General features: G+C 73.6%; 12 protein-coding genes. 7 read left to right on the top strand and 5 right to left on the bottom strand.

Annotated features, from left to right (window positions below; genetic code table 11):
- The first annotated feature begins 1 nt into the window (after window position 1).
- Window positions 2-1600: a beta-N-acetylhexosaminidase gene (locus AB0H75_RS46915; protein WP_367807943.1), complete on the top strand. Its 1599-nt coding sequence runs from the start codon at window positions 2-4 to the stop codon at window positions 1598-1600.
- 74 nt (window positions 1601-1674) lie between these two features.
- On the opposite strand, the gene AB0H75_RS46910 is transcribed toward AB0H75_RS46915, so the two are convergent.
- The 3 genes from AB0H75_RS46910 to AB0H75_RS46900 form a co-directional block, all read right to left on the bottom strand.
- On the bottom strand, window positions 1675-2169 hold the full coding sequence (locus AB0H75_RS46910) for a DUF2087 domain-containing protein (protein ID WP_367807941.1): 495 nt from the start codon (window positions 2167-2169) through the stop codon (window positions 1675-1677).
- A 183-nt stretch (window positions 2170-2352) separates the two neighbouring features.
- A complete protein-coding gene (locus AB0H75_RS46905; protein WP_367807973.1) occupies window positions 2353-4860 on the bottom strand; it encodes a DEAD/DEAH box helicase in 2508 nt (835 codons plus the stop codon).
- Window positions 4861-4906: 46 nt separating this feature from the next.
- Complete coding sequence (locus tag AB0H75_RS46900) at window positions 4907-6211, bottom strand: acyltransferase (RefSeq protein ID WP_367807939.1); 1305 nt, start codon at window positions 6209-6211, stop codon at window positions 4907-4909.
- A gap of 197 nt (window positions 6212-6408) precedes the next feature.
- Here AB0H75_RS46900 and AB0H75_RS46895 point away from each other — a divergent pair, with 197 nt between their 5' ends.
- Complete coding sequence (locus AB0H75_RS46895) at window positions 6409-7644, top strand: sensor histidine kinase (RefSeq protein ID WP_367807937.1); 1236 nt, start codon at window positions 6409-6411, stop codon at window positions 7642-7644.
- Window positions 7635-8282, top strand: coding sequence for a response regulator (locus AB0H75_RS46890; protein WP_367807935.1), 648 nt, complete (start codon window positions 7635-7637; stop codon window positions 8280-8282). The genes AB0H75_RS46895 and AB0H75_RS46890 overlap by 10 nt, the downstream gene beginning before the upstream one ends.
- A 144-nt stretch (window positions 8283-8426) precedes the next feature.
- On the opposite strand, the gene mihF is transcribed toward AB0H75_RS46890, so the two are convergent.
- Window positions 8427-8732, bottom strand: coding sequence for an integration host factor, actinobacterial type (gene mihF, locus AB0H75_RS46885; RefSeq protein ID WP_367807933.1), 306 nt, complete (start codon window positions 8730-8732; stop codon window positions 8427-8429).
- Window positions 8733-9299: 567 nt separating this feature from the next.
- A complete protein-coding gene (locus AB0H75_RS46880; RefSeq protein ID WP_367807931.1) occupies window positions 9300-10547 on the bottom strand; it encodes an ROK family protein in 1248 nt (415 codons plus the stop codon).
- 23 nt (window positions 10548-10570) lie between these two features.
- On the opposite strand from AB0H75_RS46880, the gene AB0H75_RS46875 reads away from it, so the two are divergent.
- The 4 genes from AB0H75_RS46875 (at window position 10571) to AB0H75_RS46860 (ending at window position 14924) form a co-directional block, all read left to right on the top strand.
- A complete protein-coding gene (locus tag AB0H75_RS46875) occupies window positions 10571-11809 on the top strand; it encodes an MFS transporter (RefSeq protein ID WP_367807929.1) in 1239 nt (412 codons plus the stop codon).
- A 294-nt stretch (window positions 11810-12103) separates the two neighbouring features.
- The gene (locus tag AB0H75_RS46870) at window positions 12104-13198 is read left to right on the top strand and encodes a LacI family DNA-binding transcriptional regulator (RefSeq protein ID WP_367807927.1); all 1095 of its coding nucleotides are present in this window, start codon (window positions 12104-12106) and stop codon (window positions 13196-13198) included.
- Window positions 13195-14109, top strand: coding sequence for a carbohydrate ABC transporter permease (locus AB0H75_RS46865; protein WP_367807925.1), 915 nt, complete (start codon window positions 13195-13197; stop codon window positions 14107-14109). Before AB0H75_RS46870 ends, AB0H75_RS46865 begins: the two co-directional genes overlap by 4 nt.
- Window positions 14106-14924 carry a carbohydrate ABC transporter permease gene (locus AB0H75_RS46860; protein WP_367807923.1) on the top strand — a complete coding sequence of 273 codons (819 nt, stop codon included), beginning with the start codon at window positions 14106-14108 and terminating at the stop codon, window positions 14922-14924. The genes AB0H75_RS46865 and AB0H75_RS46860 overlap by 4 nt, the downstream gene beginning before the upstream one ends.

Genomic DNA, 14924 nt, shown 5'->3' with positions numbered 1-14924 from the left:
CATGATCGTTCCCAAGCCCGTCACGCACGAGCCCAGGCCGGGCTCGTTCATCCTCGACGACCGGACCGCGCTCGCCGCCGACCCGGCGCTGAGCGGCACGGCCGCCTGGCTGCGCGCCGAGCTCGCCCCCGTCACGGGCGGCGAGCTGCTGCCGGGGCCGGGCTCGGGAACGATCACCCTCGGGCTCGGCGACCTGCCGCCCGAGGGCTACCGGCTGACCGTCGGCCCCGGGCGGGCCGACATCGTGGCGGGCGGGCCCGCCGGGGCGTTCTACGGCGCGCAGACCTTCCGGCAGCTCCTGCCCGCCGCCGCCTTCCGGCGGGCCGCCGCGGCCGGGCCGTACGCGGTGCCCGGCGCGTACGTCGAGGACGCCCCCCGCTTCCCCTGGCGCGGCTGCCTGCTGGACGTCGCCCGGCACTTCCTGCCCAAGCACGAGGTGCTGCGCTTCATCGACCTGCTGGCCCTGCACAAGCTGAACGTGCTGCACCTGCACCTCACCGACGACCAGGGCTGGCGGATCGAGATCCGGCGCCACCCCCGGCTCACCGAGGTCGGCTCCTGGCGCCGGGAGAGCCAGACCGGCTGGAACGGCCCCCCGGACGGCCGCCCGCACGGCGGCTACTACACCCAGGACGACCTCAGGGAGATCGTCGCCTACGCCGCCCGCCGCAACGTCATGGTCGTCCCCGAGATCGACCTGCCCGGCCACACCCAGGCCGCCATCGCCGCCTACCCCGAGCTGGGCAACCTCGGCACGCCGCTGGAGGTGCGCACCACGTGGGGCATCGGCGTGAACGTGCTCAACGTCGAGGAGAGCACCATCGCCTTCTTCCAGGACGTGCTGGAGGAGGTGCTGGAGCTGTTCCCCGCCCCGTACGTGTGCGTCGGCGGCGACGAGTGCCGCAAGGACCAGTGGCGGGCCAGCCCGGCGGCGCGGCGCCGCATGGCCGAGCTGGGGCTGCGTGACGAGGAGGAGCTGCAGAGCTGGTTCATCCGCCGCTTCGCCGACTGGCTGGGCGAGCGCGGCCGCCGCCTGGTCGGCTGGGACGAGATCCTGGAGGGCGGCCTGGCGCCCGGCGCGGTGGTCGCGTCCTGGCGCGGCGAGTTCGGCGCGGTGGCCGCTGCGCGGCGCGGCCACGACGTCGTCAACTGCTCCAACACCAGCCTCTACCTGGACTACCGGCAGGCGCCGGGGGAGGAGGAGCCGGTGCCGTTCGGCACCGTGCTGACGCTGGAGGACGTCTACGCCTTCGAGCCCGTCCCGGCGGAGCTGCGCGGCGAGCCGGCCGCGGAGCGCGTGCTCGGCGCGCAGGCCGGGATCTGGACCGAGCTGATCGACTCCGGCCGCGGGGTGGACTACATGGCCTTCCCGCGGCTGGCCGCCTTCGCCGAGACGGTGTGGAGCCCGGCGGGCCGGGACCTGGCGGACTTCCGGCGGCGGCTGGCCGCGCACCTGCCCCGGCTGGACGCGCTCGGCGTGGAGTACCGGCGCGCGACGGGCCCGCTGCCCTGGCAGACCCGCCCCGGCGTCCCCGGCCGCCCCGAGGACCCGGAGCGGTGGCAGGCCACGCTGAACGCCTGGACGGCCAACCTGCGCTGAACCCCTGCGCTGAGCCCCCGCGCGGGACTCCTGCGCGGGACCCCTGCGCGGGACTCCTGCGCGGGACCCCGGCGCTAGACCTCCACGGGGCCGCCGCTGCGCCAGTAGACGTTGCCCTCCCGCGACAGCAGCCCCTCGTCGATCAGGTAGCGGCGCAGGGCCGCGTAGTCGTCGTGGAAGGCCCGCAACGTCACGTTGACGTCCTTCTCCGGATAGCGCACCCCGGGCTCGAACAGGCGGGCGATGTGCCGCAGCACCACCAGCCGCTTGTCGCGGCGCATCGCCAGCGTCGTCAGCCGCCCGTCCACCAGGAACGTGCGCAGCACCCGCTCCTCGTCGCTCAGCTCCTCGGCCGGCTCCGCGCGCGCCCGCAGCAGCTCCCTGAACCGCTCGGGCGCGGCCCGCCACTTCCCGTTCTCGTCGCACGCGGCCAGCCCGCCGGCCGCCAGCTTCCGCAACGCCTCGGGGGAGAGCCCGCCGGTCTCGCCGAGCACCAGGCGGGCGAAGGTGCGCACCGTGTCGTCCTGGTAGAGCAGCCCGAGGACGCGTCTGATCTCTTCGTCACTCATTCCGGCAATTTTGTCCCATGCTCGCGGCTCCCGTCCTGGCGGCCGCCTGCCGTCGCGGGATATGTCACGATCTTGCGACGTAGTCATGACATGACGCTGACGTCGTACGGAAGACACTGAATCAGACAGGCGTGTGCCGGGACGCCCTTGCCAGTCCGTTCCGGCACACGGCTTGTCATCCGCCTACAGCCGGTTGAGCCCCTGCACGTGCAGCACGGCCCGGCCCTCCTCGTCGGACGCGGCCAGGTCCACCTGGGCGTCGATGCCCCAGTCGCGGTCGCCCGCCGGGTCCTTGACCGTCTGGCGCACCTTCCACAGGCCCTGCTCCTCCTCGATGTGCAGCAGCGCGGGCCCGCGCGCGTCGGCGTCGGTGAGGATCTCCTCGTGGTCGGCGTAGTAGGCGTCCAGCGCCGCGCCCCAGTCCACGTCGGGGGCCAGCTCCGCCAGCTCCTCCTCCTTCTCCAGCGCGCACAGCTCGACCAGCCGGAACATGGCGTTGCGCACCAGCACCCGGAAGGCCCGCGGGTTGCCGGTGACCGGCCGCACCCGCGCCTCCAGCTCCTGCTGCTTCTCCAGCGCCTCGGCCGGGTTGGCCAGCTTCTCCCACTCGTCGATCAGCGACGAGTCGACCTGGCGCACCAGCTCGCCCAGCCACTCGATGAGGTCGACCAGGTCGTCGGTCTTGAGGTGCTCGGGCACCGTGCGCGACAGCGTGCGGTAGGCGTCGGCCAGGTAGCGCAGCACCGTGCCCTCCGAGCGGGCCAGCTCGTAGAACTGGATGTACTCGCTGAAGGTCATGGCGCGCTCGAACATGTCGCGCACCACCGACTTCGGGCTGACGGTGTAGTCGGCGACCCACGGGTGGCCGCGCCGGTAGGTCTCGTACGCGCCGAGCAGCAGGTCCTCCAGCGGCATCGGGTACATGACCTCGGCGAGGTGCTCCATGCGCTCCTCGTACTCGATGCCGTCGGCCTTCATCTGCGCGACGGCCTCGCCCCTGGCCTTCTTGAGCTGCGCCGACAGGATCGGGCGCGGATCGTCGAGGATGGACTCCACGATCGAGACCATGTCCAGCGCGTACGACGGCGACTCGCGGTCGAGCAGGTCGAAGGCCGCCAGCGCGAACGTCGACAGCGCCTGGTTGAGCGCGAAGTCCTCCTGCAGCTCGATCGTCAGCCGGGCCCTGCGGCCCTGCTCGTCGGGCTCCTTGAACTGCTGCACGATGCCGCCGGCCAGCAGCGACCGGTAGATGGCGATGGCCTGGCTGATGTGCCGGCGCTGCCACTTGCGGTCCTCGTGGTTGTCGGTGAGCAGGTGCTTCATCGCCTGGAAGCAGTCGCCGGGCCGGTTGATGACGGCCAGCAGCATCGCGTTGGTGACCTTGAACCGCGACTGCAGCGGCTCGGGCTCGGCCTCCTGCAACTTCTGGAAGGTCTCCTCGCTCCAGCCGACGAAGCCCTCCGGCGGCTTCTTGCGGGCGTAGCCGCGCCGCCGCTTCGGGTCGTCGCCGATCTTGGCGAGGGCGCGGGCGTTCTCGATCTCGTGCTCGGGGGCCTGGCAGGCAACGTAGCCGATCGTGTCGAAGCCCGCCCGCCCGGCGCGGCCGGCGATCTGGTGGAACTCGCGGGCCCGCAGCCGGCGCACCTTGGTGCCGTCGTACTTCGACAGCGCGGTGAACAGCACCGTGCGGATCGGCACGTTGACGCCGACGCCCAGGGTGTCGGTGCCGCAGATGACCTTGAGCAGGCCCGCCTGGGCCAGCCGCTCGACCAGGCGGCGGTACTTCGGCAGCATGCCCGCGTGGTGGACGCCGATGCCGTGGCGCACCAGCCGCGACAGCGCCCGGCCGAAGCGGGTGGTGAAGCGGAAGCCGCCGATCATCGCGGCGATGGCCTCCTTCTCGGCCTTGGTCGCCATGTTGATCGACATCAGCGCCTGGGCCCGCTCCATGGCCGCGGCCTGCGTGAAGTGCACGACGTAGACCGGCGCCTGGCCGGTGCCGAGCATCTCCTCCAGCGTCTCGTGCAGCGGCGTCATCCGGTAGGAGTAGACCAGCGGGACGGGCCGCTCGGCGTGCTTGACCACGGCCGTCGGCCGGCCGGTGCGCCGGGTGAGGTCGCGCTCGAACATGGTGACGTCGCCGAGCGTCGCCGACATCAGCACGAACTGCACGTGCGGCAGCTCCAGCAGCGGCACCTGCCAGGCCCAGCCGCGGTCGGGCTCGGCGTAGAAGTGGAACTCGTCCATGACGACCTGGCCGATGTCGGCCTGCGCGCCATCGCGCAGCGCCACGTTGGCCAGGATCTCGGCGGTGCAGCAGATGATCGGCGCGCCCGGGTTGACGCTGGCGTCGCCGGTCATCATGCCGACGTTGTCGGTGCCGAAGATCGCGCACAGGTCGAAGAACTTCTCCGACACCAGCGCCTTGATCGGCGCGGTGTAGAAGGTGCGCTGGTCGCGGGTGAGCGCCGTGAAGTGCGCCCCGGCGGCCACCAGCGACTTGCCCGAGCCCGTCGGCGTGGCCAGGATCAGGTTGCTGCCGGAGACGACCTCGATGAGCGCCTCCTCCTGAGCGGGATAGAGGGTGAGCCCGCGTTCGGTGTTCCAGGCGGCGAACGCGTCGAAGATGGCGTCCGGCTCGGCGTCGATCTCTTCGGGCAGGCGGTCAACGAGAAGGCTCACGCCTCCTATCCTGCCGAAGTTTGCCCTGTGGTCGAACCGTTCCGGGCCTCCCGGGTCAGGAAACGGCCCACGACCGGACCCGCGGCGCGGTCAGCAGCAGCCCGCCGAGCACCGCCAGCAGGGCCAGGAACGGCCACGGCCCGGGCGCGAACCCGCCTGCGGTCAGCGTCAGCACCCCGGCGCCGACCAGCGCCGCCGCGGCCAGCATGGCGCCCCGCCCGGCCGCGCCGTAGGGCAGCGCGGGCGGCGTCTCGAACCGGGCGAACACCCGCGTCAGCGGCCACATCACCAGGCACAACGACCCGAACCAGATCGGCCATCCGGCCAGCCAGAACGCGCTGCCCGGCGCCGGGGTGTCCACCCGCAGCAGCACCACGACCACGCCGGTGACCGCGAACAGGGCCGGCATGTGCCACAGGTACACCGTCATGATCCGCGGCCCGGCCCACGCCAGCAGCCGCCGGACCGGCAGCCGCACCAGCCACGGCCGCAGCAGCGCCGCCAGCCCGATCTGCCCGAGGCCCACGGCCAGCATGGCCAGCGTGGGCGGCGCCATGTTCGACATCTCGGCGCCCGGCAGCCCGATCATGCTGCCCGGGTACGGGCCGAGGGCCACCAGCAGCGCCGCCGCCCCGAACCCGCCGGCCGCCAGCGCCCACGGCCGGCGCAGCCGCCCGCCGGCGTAGAAGAAACCGAGCTGGTGCACCGCCAGCCAGACGAACACCACGTTCAGGTACCCCGCCGCGTCGAGGCCGGTGGCGAAGCGCGCCACGTCGGTCAGCACCGCCCCGGCCGCCAGCGCCGCCGGCACCGCCCAGCCGAACCGCTCGTGCAGGCGCAGCGCGTACGGCGTGGCCACCACCGCGACCAGGTAGACGGCCAGGAACCACAGGAGCTGCCCGGTGAGCTGCGCCCCCACCCGCAGCGGCTGCTCGGGCACGCCGGCCGCCAGCAGCACCTGGGGGAGCGGGATCCACACCGCCGCCAGCGGCAGCAGCGGCCAGGCCAGCCGCCGCAGCCGCACCGCCAGCCAGCGCGGCGCCCCCTCGCGGGCGCGGGCGAAGCTGATCGCGTTCGCCGCGCCGCCCGCGAAGAACACCAGCGGCATCACCTGGCTCAGCCAGGTCACCACCCACACGCCGGGCGTGGCCAGGGCGTTGCCCGTCGTCAGCCGCGCCCCGTCGTACGACAGCACGGGGATCGTCCAGTGCTGGAACACGATGAGCGCCATGCCCAGCACCCGCAGCAGATCGATGAACGGGTCCCGGGCGGCGGGGCGCGGGGCCGCGGGCGGGCGCGGCGCGACCACGGCGGGCGCGACCACGGCGGGCGCGGCCGGGCGGTCCAGCAGGACGGTCATGACAAGCCTCGATTCAGGGGGAAGCCGACACCGTCCAGGCTCCCGTCGCGGGCCGCCCGGCACACTGCCGCGAGCCGCCGTCTCCAGGTCAAGATCGCACCACTGCCGGGGGTAGGGTCAGCCCTACCCCCGCACACCTGAACACCTGCTCGTCACACCCCGGCGGAGGTCCTAGCGTGATGACCATGCGCTCCCTGATGAGACGGGTCCTCCTCGACACCCGCTACACGCTGGTCGGCTTCCCCACCGCCGTCATCGCCTTCGTGCTCATGGTCGCCGGCCTCGCCGCCGGTCTCGGCACCGTGGTCGTGTGGGTCGGCGTGCCGCTGCTGGCCGGCACGCTCATGGTCGCGCGCGGCTTCGCCGACGCGGAGCGCGGCTGGTTGTCCGACGTGCTGGCCCGGCCGCCCGTGCGGCCGCGTTACAAGCAGGCCCCGCCCGGCGCGGGCCGCTTCCGCCGCCTGGTCAACCCCATCACCAGCGGCCAGTCCTGGCTCGACCTGCTGCACGGCATACTCAACTTCCCGATCGCGATCGTGTCGTTCGTGCTGACCGTGGTGTTCTGGGCGGTGCCGCTGGCCGGGCTGACCTACCCCCTCTACGGGCTCGTCACCTCGCGCATCCCCGGCAACACGGAGCTGCCCGAGCTGCTCGGCCTCGGCAGCGGCTACCTCGTCAACTCGGCCTTCTACCTCATGCTCGGCCTGGTGTTCTCGGTGCTCATGCCGTTCATGGTGCGCGGGTCCGCGCTGCTGCGCGCCTCGCTCGGCCGGGCGCTGCTGACCGGCGTCGCCGAGCTGCAGGAGCGCATCAGCGACCTGACCGAGGGCCGCGCCGCCGCCGTCTCCGCCGAGGCCAACGCCCTGCGCAAGCTGGAGCGCGACATCCACGACGGGCCGCAGCAGCGGCTGGTCTCGCTGGCGATGGAGCTGTCCAGGGCCCAGCGCCAGCTCGCCAAGGACCCCGAGGGGGCCTCGGTCACGATCAAGTCCGCGATCACCGCCACCCGCGAGACGCTCGACGAGCTGCGCGCGCTCTCGCGCGGCATCGCCCCGCCGATCCTGTCCGACCGGGGGCTGGCGCCCGCACTGGCCGCCCTGGCCGGCCGCTCGACCGTCCCGGTGGACCTCGACGTGCAGACCGTCGAGCGCTACCAGGCGGCCGTCGAGAACGCCCTGTACTTCGTCTGCGCCGAGTCCCTCACCAACGTGGCCAAGCACAGCCGCGCCACCGTCTGCACGATCCAGCTCCAGCGCCTCGGTGACGTCCTCATGCTCACGATCGGGGATGATGGGGTCGGCGGCGCGAACGTCGCCAAGGGACACGGTCTCGCCGGGCTGGCCGACCGGCTCCGCGCCGTGGACGGGGAGCTGACCGTACAGTCGCCGGACGGCGGGCCGACGTTGATCGTGGCGGAGGTGCCGTGCGGGTAGTCGTGGCCGATGACGCGGTCCTGATCAGGGAGGGCCTGGTCAGGCTGCTGGAGGAGTTCGGCTTCGAGGTGGTGGCCACCGTCGGCGACGGCGACGGCCTGGTGGAGGCGATCGCCGAGCACAAGCCCGACGTGTCGGTGGTGGACGTGCGGATGCCGCCGTCGTTCACCGACGAGGGGCTCAGGGCGGCGGTCGAGGCGCGGCGGCGGGTGCCGGGCGCGCCGGTGCTCATCCTGTCCCAGTACGTCGAGGTCTCCTACGCCGACGACCTGCTGGCCGACGCCCGGGGAGCGGTCGGCTACCTGCTGAAGGACCGGGTCGTCGACGTGGACGAGTTCCTGGAGGGCCTGCGGCGGGTCGCGGCGGGCGGGACCGTGTTCGATCCGCAGGTGGTGTCCCAGCTGATGGTGCGCAGGCGCAAGGACGACCCGCTGGCGCAGCTCACGCCGCGCGAGCGCGAGGTGCTCGGGCTGATGGCCGAGGGGAAGTCGAATCCGGCCATCGGGCGGCAGCTCGTGATCAGCGACGGAGCGGTGGAGAAGCACATCAGGAGCATCTTCAGCAAGCTCGGCCTGTACGCGGAGGACGCCGACCAGCATCGGCGGGTGCTGGCCGTCCTGGCCTACCTGCGGTCCTGAGGCCGCCTGCGCCGCTCGCCCCCCTCGGCCGGCCCGCCGGATGAAGAGCGGGGCGGCTCGCCGCTCTTCCGGCCCCTCCACGGCCTGATCGAGGGGTTGCTGGCCGGTCCGCGCGGCGCCGCGCGCGGACCTGGCCGCCCTTGATTAGCCGAGCGCCTCGACCAGCTTCTTGCGCTGCTGGGCGCCCAGACCGCCGAGGCGGCGCTTCTCGTCGACGCCGGCCTCCTCCATCAGCGCGTTGGCCTTGGCCGGGCCGACGCCCTTGACCGCGCGCAGCGCCTGCGACACCTTGATCTTCTTGGCGATGTCGTCGTCGCGCTCCAGGAGCTGCGAGAAGGTCAGCTCGCCGGCCTTGACCTTGGCGAGCAGAGCCGTGCGGGCGGCGCGGGCCTCGGCGGCCTTCGCCAGAGCCGCCTGCCGCTGCTCGGGGGTGAGAGTGGGAAGTGCCATCTCTGTATCTCTCCTCGGGGAGTTGACGTTCGGGTCTTTGTTACCCGTGGTGCAGTGGCTAATCATGGCGGATGCGGAGGGCTCTTGTTTGCGGAAAGCGCCCGCTCAACGCCTTCGCGGGGCCGATCGGGCCGTCGCGCCGGGCCTCCGGCACCCGGGCGGGAGCACCCCCGCCGGCCCCCGCGCCGCCGGCCGCGCGGCCCCCTCCGCCGGGGCCCGGCCGCGGCGGTACGCCGCCCGCGACGGGCGCCCGCCCGGCCCGCCGGCGGCACCGTTCCCGGCCCCGCCGGGCGCGGGCCCGCGACGGCCTGCCCGCCACCGGGGACGCGGGCCGGAGAGAGGGCCGCCACACCGGCTGTGAGCTGGGAAAACGCCCGATTCTCCGGTTCTGTGCGCGGCCGTGGCCCGATCGCCGCGCCCGGGGCGCCGGCGGGGGCGGGAACCCCCGGTCGCGCGGGCGGGATCCGCGGGCCTGATCACGATTGTTCCGCGCATCGGGCCCCGCCGTGGGAACCGGGGCGTGCCGGGCCTTGCCAAGATCGCCTGACCGGGCCCGTCAGGGGTGCCCTACAGCGGGTTTTCCGCCGGCGACGTGGAATTCATCACATTTCGCGTATCGGGCGTGTCGCGGCCCTGGTCAGCGTGGTTCCGCCGCCAGCACTCCAGTCCCCCGGGGGTCAGGAAGGCGTCGAAGACCGACTCCATCGCCCCGAGCAGCGCGCCGCGCCAGCCGAGCGCCGAGCCCTCGATCCTGGGCGGGCGCTCGCGGCGGATGGCCATCAGGTACGGCTCGCAGGCCGCCCGCAGGGCCTCGCCCGCCCGCTCGTACAGCTCGGCGCCGTGGCCCGAGAGCGTGACCGCCTCCGGGTCGTGCGCGTTGACCAGGGCGGCGATGCCCCGGCCGAGGGCGGCGGCGTTGGCGGCCACCGCCTCCCGGCTGGTGGCCAGCACGTGCTCGGCCTGCGCGCGGCCCCGGCCGCCGCCGTGCTCCAGGCCGGCGTGGCGCAACAGGGCGTTGGCGCCGACCTCCATGCTCCAGCAGCCGATCGCGCCGCACGGGCAGGGCCGCTCGCCGCCGATGAGCGGCATGTGGCCGAACTCCGCCCCGGAGCCGGTGGCGCCGCCGAGCGGGCGGCCGTCCACGACCAGCACGCCGCCGGGGTCGAAGTCCACGTGCAGGTGCAGGCCCACCCGCACGCCGCGCAGCCGCCCGCGCCTGGCCTCCGCCAGCGCCGCGAAGGCGGTGTCGTTGCCCACGAACACCTCCCCGGCGGGCAGCGGCGGCTCCCGGCCCGCGCCCAGCAGGCGCGGCACGTCCACCGAGCGCCAGCCGAGATGGGCGATGTCCACCAGGCCGCCGTGGCGGACCGGGCCGGCCAGCGCCACGCCCGTCCCGATCACCCGGTGGCCGAGCCGGCCCCGCTCGGCGGCGAGGGCCGCGCCCAGCGTGCCGAGCGCGCCCTCCGGGGTGCCGTCGTGCGGGCGCACCGCCAGCACCGTGGCCCGCCCGCCCAGCTCGCAGGCCGCCAGCTCCCAGGCGTCCTCGCGCACGTCGGCCGCCAGCGCCAGCGGGCCGCGCGGATGCGGGCCCGGCACCTGGGTCGGGCGGCCCCGGCCGTGCTCGGCGGCGGGCGCCTCGTGCAGCAGCTCGTCCTCCACCAGCCCCGCGACCAGCACCGACGCGGTGCCGCGCGCCAGGCCGAGCTCCCGGGTGAGCTGGGAGCGGGTGCGGGCGGCTCCGCAGTCGTGCACGGCGCGCAGCAGCCTGGACCGGTTGTGCGCGCGTAGTTCGCCGCTCGTCGTGGCTCCGTTCACGGAGGACAGTTTATGCTCTAGGCGTGAACAAAATCCCCGTAACCGCTCGACGTGCTCGTGCCGGAGTTTTCGGATTCTTCTTCTTCGCCGGTCTTGTGATGGGCCTATGGGCGGCTGGGCTGCCGTCGCTCAACGACCGGCTCGACCTCGGCCCGCGCCTGCTCGGCACCGTCCTGCTGCTGATCTCCGGCGGCGCGCTGGTGTCGATGCTGGCGGCCGGGCCGCTGGTGGATCGCTACGGCAGCCGCCGGATCTGCTGGGTGGCCGGGCCGCTGTCCAGCCTGGTGCTGCTCGGGCCCGCGCTGGCGCCGTCGTACTGGACGCTGGCGGCGTGCGCGGTGGTGTTCGGGGCCGGGCTCGGGGCCTGCGAGGTCGCCATGAACGCCCACTCCGTCGAGGTCGAGCGCGCCTACGGCCGGCCGGTCATCTCGGCCTTCCACGGCACCTGGAGCCTCGGCGGGGCCGCCGGGGGCGCGCTGACCTCGCTGTTCCTGCGGATCGGGGTGGACCCGCAACTCGTGCTGGTCACGGCGGCCGTGGTGGTGGCGCTGCTGTACCTGCCGGCGGCGCGGCTGCTGCTGCCCGCCGCGCCGGCCGGGCACGGAGCGGAGGGCAGGGGTGGGAGCGGCGGCGCGGGCGGCGCCTCGCTGACGTGGGGGCTCATCGCGCTGCTCGGGCTGGCCGCCTTCGCCGGGCACCTCAGCGAGGGCGCGGCCATCGACTGGGCGGCGCTGCACGCTCGGTGGGTCCTGGAGACCGGTCCGGCGGCGGCGCCGCTGGCGTACACGATCTTCTCCGTCGCCATGACCACCGTGCGGCTGCTGGGCGACCCGATCCGGGCCCGGCTCGGGTCCGTGCGCACGATCCGGCTCGCCGGGCTGCTCGCCACCGCCGGGTACGGGCTCGTCCTGCTCTCGCCGCTCGTCCCCGAGGGCGCGCGGGTGGCGTGCGCGTGGACCGGCTGGGCGCTGACCGGCGTGGGGCTGGCCACCGTGGTGCCGGTGCTGTTCAGCGCCGTCGGGGCGGCCGGCGGGCGGGTCGGGCGCGCCCTGGCCATGGTCACCGCCTTCGGCTACAGCGGGCTGCTGCTCGGGCCCGCCGTGCTGGGTTACGTGGCGGACGCGGCCTCGCTGCCGGTCGCGCTGATCATCCCGGCGGCGCTGGCCGCCGTGGTCGCCCTCGCCGGCTCCCCGGCCATCCGCTCCCTCACGGGCCTGTCGCCCCAGGCGCCGGCCCCGATCCCGGAGCCGGCCCGCGACTGAGCGGGCCGGTGCGGCGCTACTTCCGGCGGAGGCGGATCACCAGTTGGACCACGGCGAACACCAGGACGGCGGTCACCAGTAATTGGACGAGCTCCGGGAGTCCTAGGCTCATGGTCTTCCTTACGCAGGGGAACCGGCACATGGGAAACGCCCGGAGCTCGGGGAAGGTTCCTGGAGTCGCGTGTTACGCGATCGTGACTTGACCTGTACGTTACGCCCCGGTTTCATGGCCCCCACACCGTAAACGTTTACAGAAAGAAGATCGTAAACGTTTACACCGATGGAAGGACTGCCTTGGCCGACGGACCCACGATCAACACGATCGCCGCGCGCGCCGGTGTCTCGATCGCCTCCGTCTCGCGGGTGCTGAACGGCCTGCCGACCCGGCAGGAGACCGTGCGCAAGGTGATGGCGGCCGCCGACGAGCTCGGCTACGTGCGCAACGCCGTGGCCAGGTCGCTCAAGTCCCGCCGCACCCACCAGGTCGCCTTCGCCATGGCCGACGTCGGCAACCCCGCCTACCTGGCGATGCTGCGCGAGATCCAGCCGGTGCTGAAGGCCGCCGGGTACCGCCTCGTGCTGCACTCCACCGACGCCGTCGTGGCCGACGAGATCGACGTGCTGCACAGCCTGGGCGAGCGGTACGTGGACGGCCTCATCATGAGCCCCCTGCGGGTCACCGACGCCCACCTGGAGATGCTGGCCGCCGCCCGCGCCCCGGTCGTGATCATCGGCCAGGTGCCCGAGGGCACCCGCGTGGACAACGTGCGCGCCGACTCCCGCACCGGCGTCCGGCTCGCGATCGGCCACCTGCACGCGCTCGGCCGGCGCCGGATCGCCCTGGTCAACGGCCCGCTCGACACCGTGCCCGGCGCCGCCCGCGGGGCCGCCTACCGGGAGGCGCTGGAGGACCTGGGCCTGCCCTACGAGGAGGAGCTGGTGGAGATCGGTGACTTCTACCGTCCCGAGGGGCGCCGCGCGGTCGCCGAGCTGCTGGCCCGCCGCCCCGACGTGGACGCGCTCATGTGCGCCAACGACCTGATCGCGCTCGGCGCGCTGGACGTGCTGCGCGGCGCCGGCCGCCGGGTGCCGGAGGACGTGGCCGTGGTCGGCATGGACGACACCGACCTGGCCGCCGCCTCCTGGCCCGCGCTCACCAGCGTCTCGCTCGGCTCGGCCGAGCGCGGCAGGGCCGCCGCCGAGCTGCTGCTCGACCGGCTCCAGGGCGGCGAGCGCGAGCCCCGCCTGGTCACCGTCGCGCCCCGGCTCGTGGTGCGCGCCTCCACGCTCGGCGAGGGTCACCGCGCCGCAGGGAGCGGCGACCGGACCGGGGAGAGCGGCGACCGGGCCGGGGAGAGCGGCGACCGGGCCGAGGGGAGCGGGGCATGACCGCGACCGCGACCAGGCCCGCGCCGCCCCGGCGCCCGCACGCCCGCCCCCGGCGCGTGTCCCGGCAGACCCGCGAGATGTGGCTGCTCATGCTGCCCGCGCTGGTGCCGGTGCTGCTGTTCAGCGTCGGCCCGCTGCTGTACGGCATCGGCCTGGCCTTCACCGACGCCCGCAACACCCGCAACCACGAGACCAGCTTCATCGGCCTGGAGAACCTGACCGAGCTGCTGACCGCCGAGGACTTCTGGTCCTCCTTCCGCATCGGCATGATCTGGGCCGTCTCGGTGACCGGGCTGCAGTTCCTGGCCGCGCTCGGCCTGGCGCTGCTGCTCAACGAGAACCTGCGCTTCCGCGGCGTGGCCCGCGTGCTGGCCGTGGTGCCGTGGGCGATGCCCCCGGTCGTCATCGGCCTGATGTGGAAGCTCGTCTACCACCCCGACGCCGGCATCCTCAACGGCCTGCTCGGCACGCACGTCAACTGGCTGGCCGACTTCTCGCTCGCGCTGCCCGCGATCATCGTGGTCGGCGTCTGGACCGGCATGCCGCAGACCACGGTCGTGCTGCTGGCCGGCCTCCAGGGCGTCCCGCGCGAGCTGTACGAGGCCGGCGAGGTGGACGGCGCGGGCCGCTGGCGGCGCTTCTGGAACATCACGCTGCCGCAGCTCCGCCCGGTGATCGTGGCGATCACCTCGCTCGACTTCGTGTGGAACATCAACCAGTTCGGCCTGGTCTACGTGCTCACCCAGGGCGGGCCGGGCGGGCAGACGCGGCTGCCGATGTTGTTCGCCTACGAGGAGGCCTTCCGCTACCGGTTCGCCGGCTACGCCTCGATGCTCGGCCTCGCCATGGCGATCGTCGTGCTGGCGGCGCTCGGACTGTACCTGTGGCGCCAGCTGAGGGAGACCCGATGAGACGCTTCCCGCAGTACGTCGCGCTCGCCGCGTACGTCGTCTTCCTGGCCTTCCCGCTGCTCTGGCTGCTGTCCACGGCGCTGAAGACGCCGCAGGAGATGGCGCTGGCCGACCCGACCTGGATCCCGCGCGAGCCGACCCTCGCCAACTTCGCCGACGCCTTCGGCGAGCAGGACCTGGTGGGCGCGGCGGCGCGCAGCCTCGGCGTGGCGCTGGCCGCCAGCCTGATCACGGTGCTGATCTCGCTGCCCGCCGCCTACGCCATGGCCCGCTACCGCGGCCTGGTCAACAAGATCGCGATCGGCTGGGTGCTGGTCAGCCAGGTGTTCCCGTTCATCCTGATCATCATCCCGCTCTTCATGATCCTGCGGGACCTGGACCTGGTGAACACGCTGCCCGGCCTGGTGGTCGTGCACGTGACGTTCACGCTGCCGTTCGCGTTGTGGATGTTGCAGGGCTACGTACGGGCGGTGCCGCCCGAGCTGGAGGAGGCCGCGGCCGTGGACGGCGCGACCCGGCTGCGCTCGATCGCCTCGGTCGTCGCGCCGCTGCTGGCGCCGGGCGTGGTGGCCACGCTGCTGTTCGCGTTCATCTCGTCCTGGAACGAGTTCATGTTCGCCCTCGTCATCCTGCAGAACCCCGACGTCATGACGCTTCCCCTCACGCTGGTGCGCTTCACCGGCCCCGAGGGGGTGGCCAGGCTCGGGCCGCTGGCCGCGGCGTCGCTCATGGCGACGATCCCGAGTCTGATCTTCTTCGCAATCATCCAGCGGCGACTGAAGTCCGGCCTGATGGCCGGCGCCGTCAAGGGCTAG

Source organism: Nonomuraea sp. NPDC050783 (genome assembly GCF_040802095.1).
Classification (GTDB): Bacteria; Actinomycetota; Actinomycetes; order Streptosporangiales; family Streptosporangiaceae; genus Nonomuraea.
This window is presented reverse-complemented; position numbering and strand designations above follow the sequence as displayed.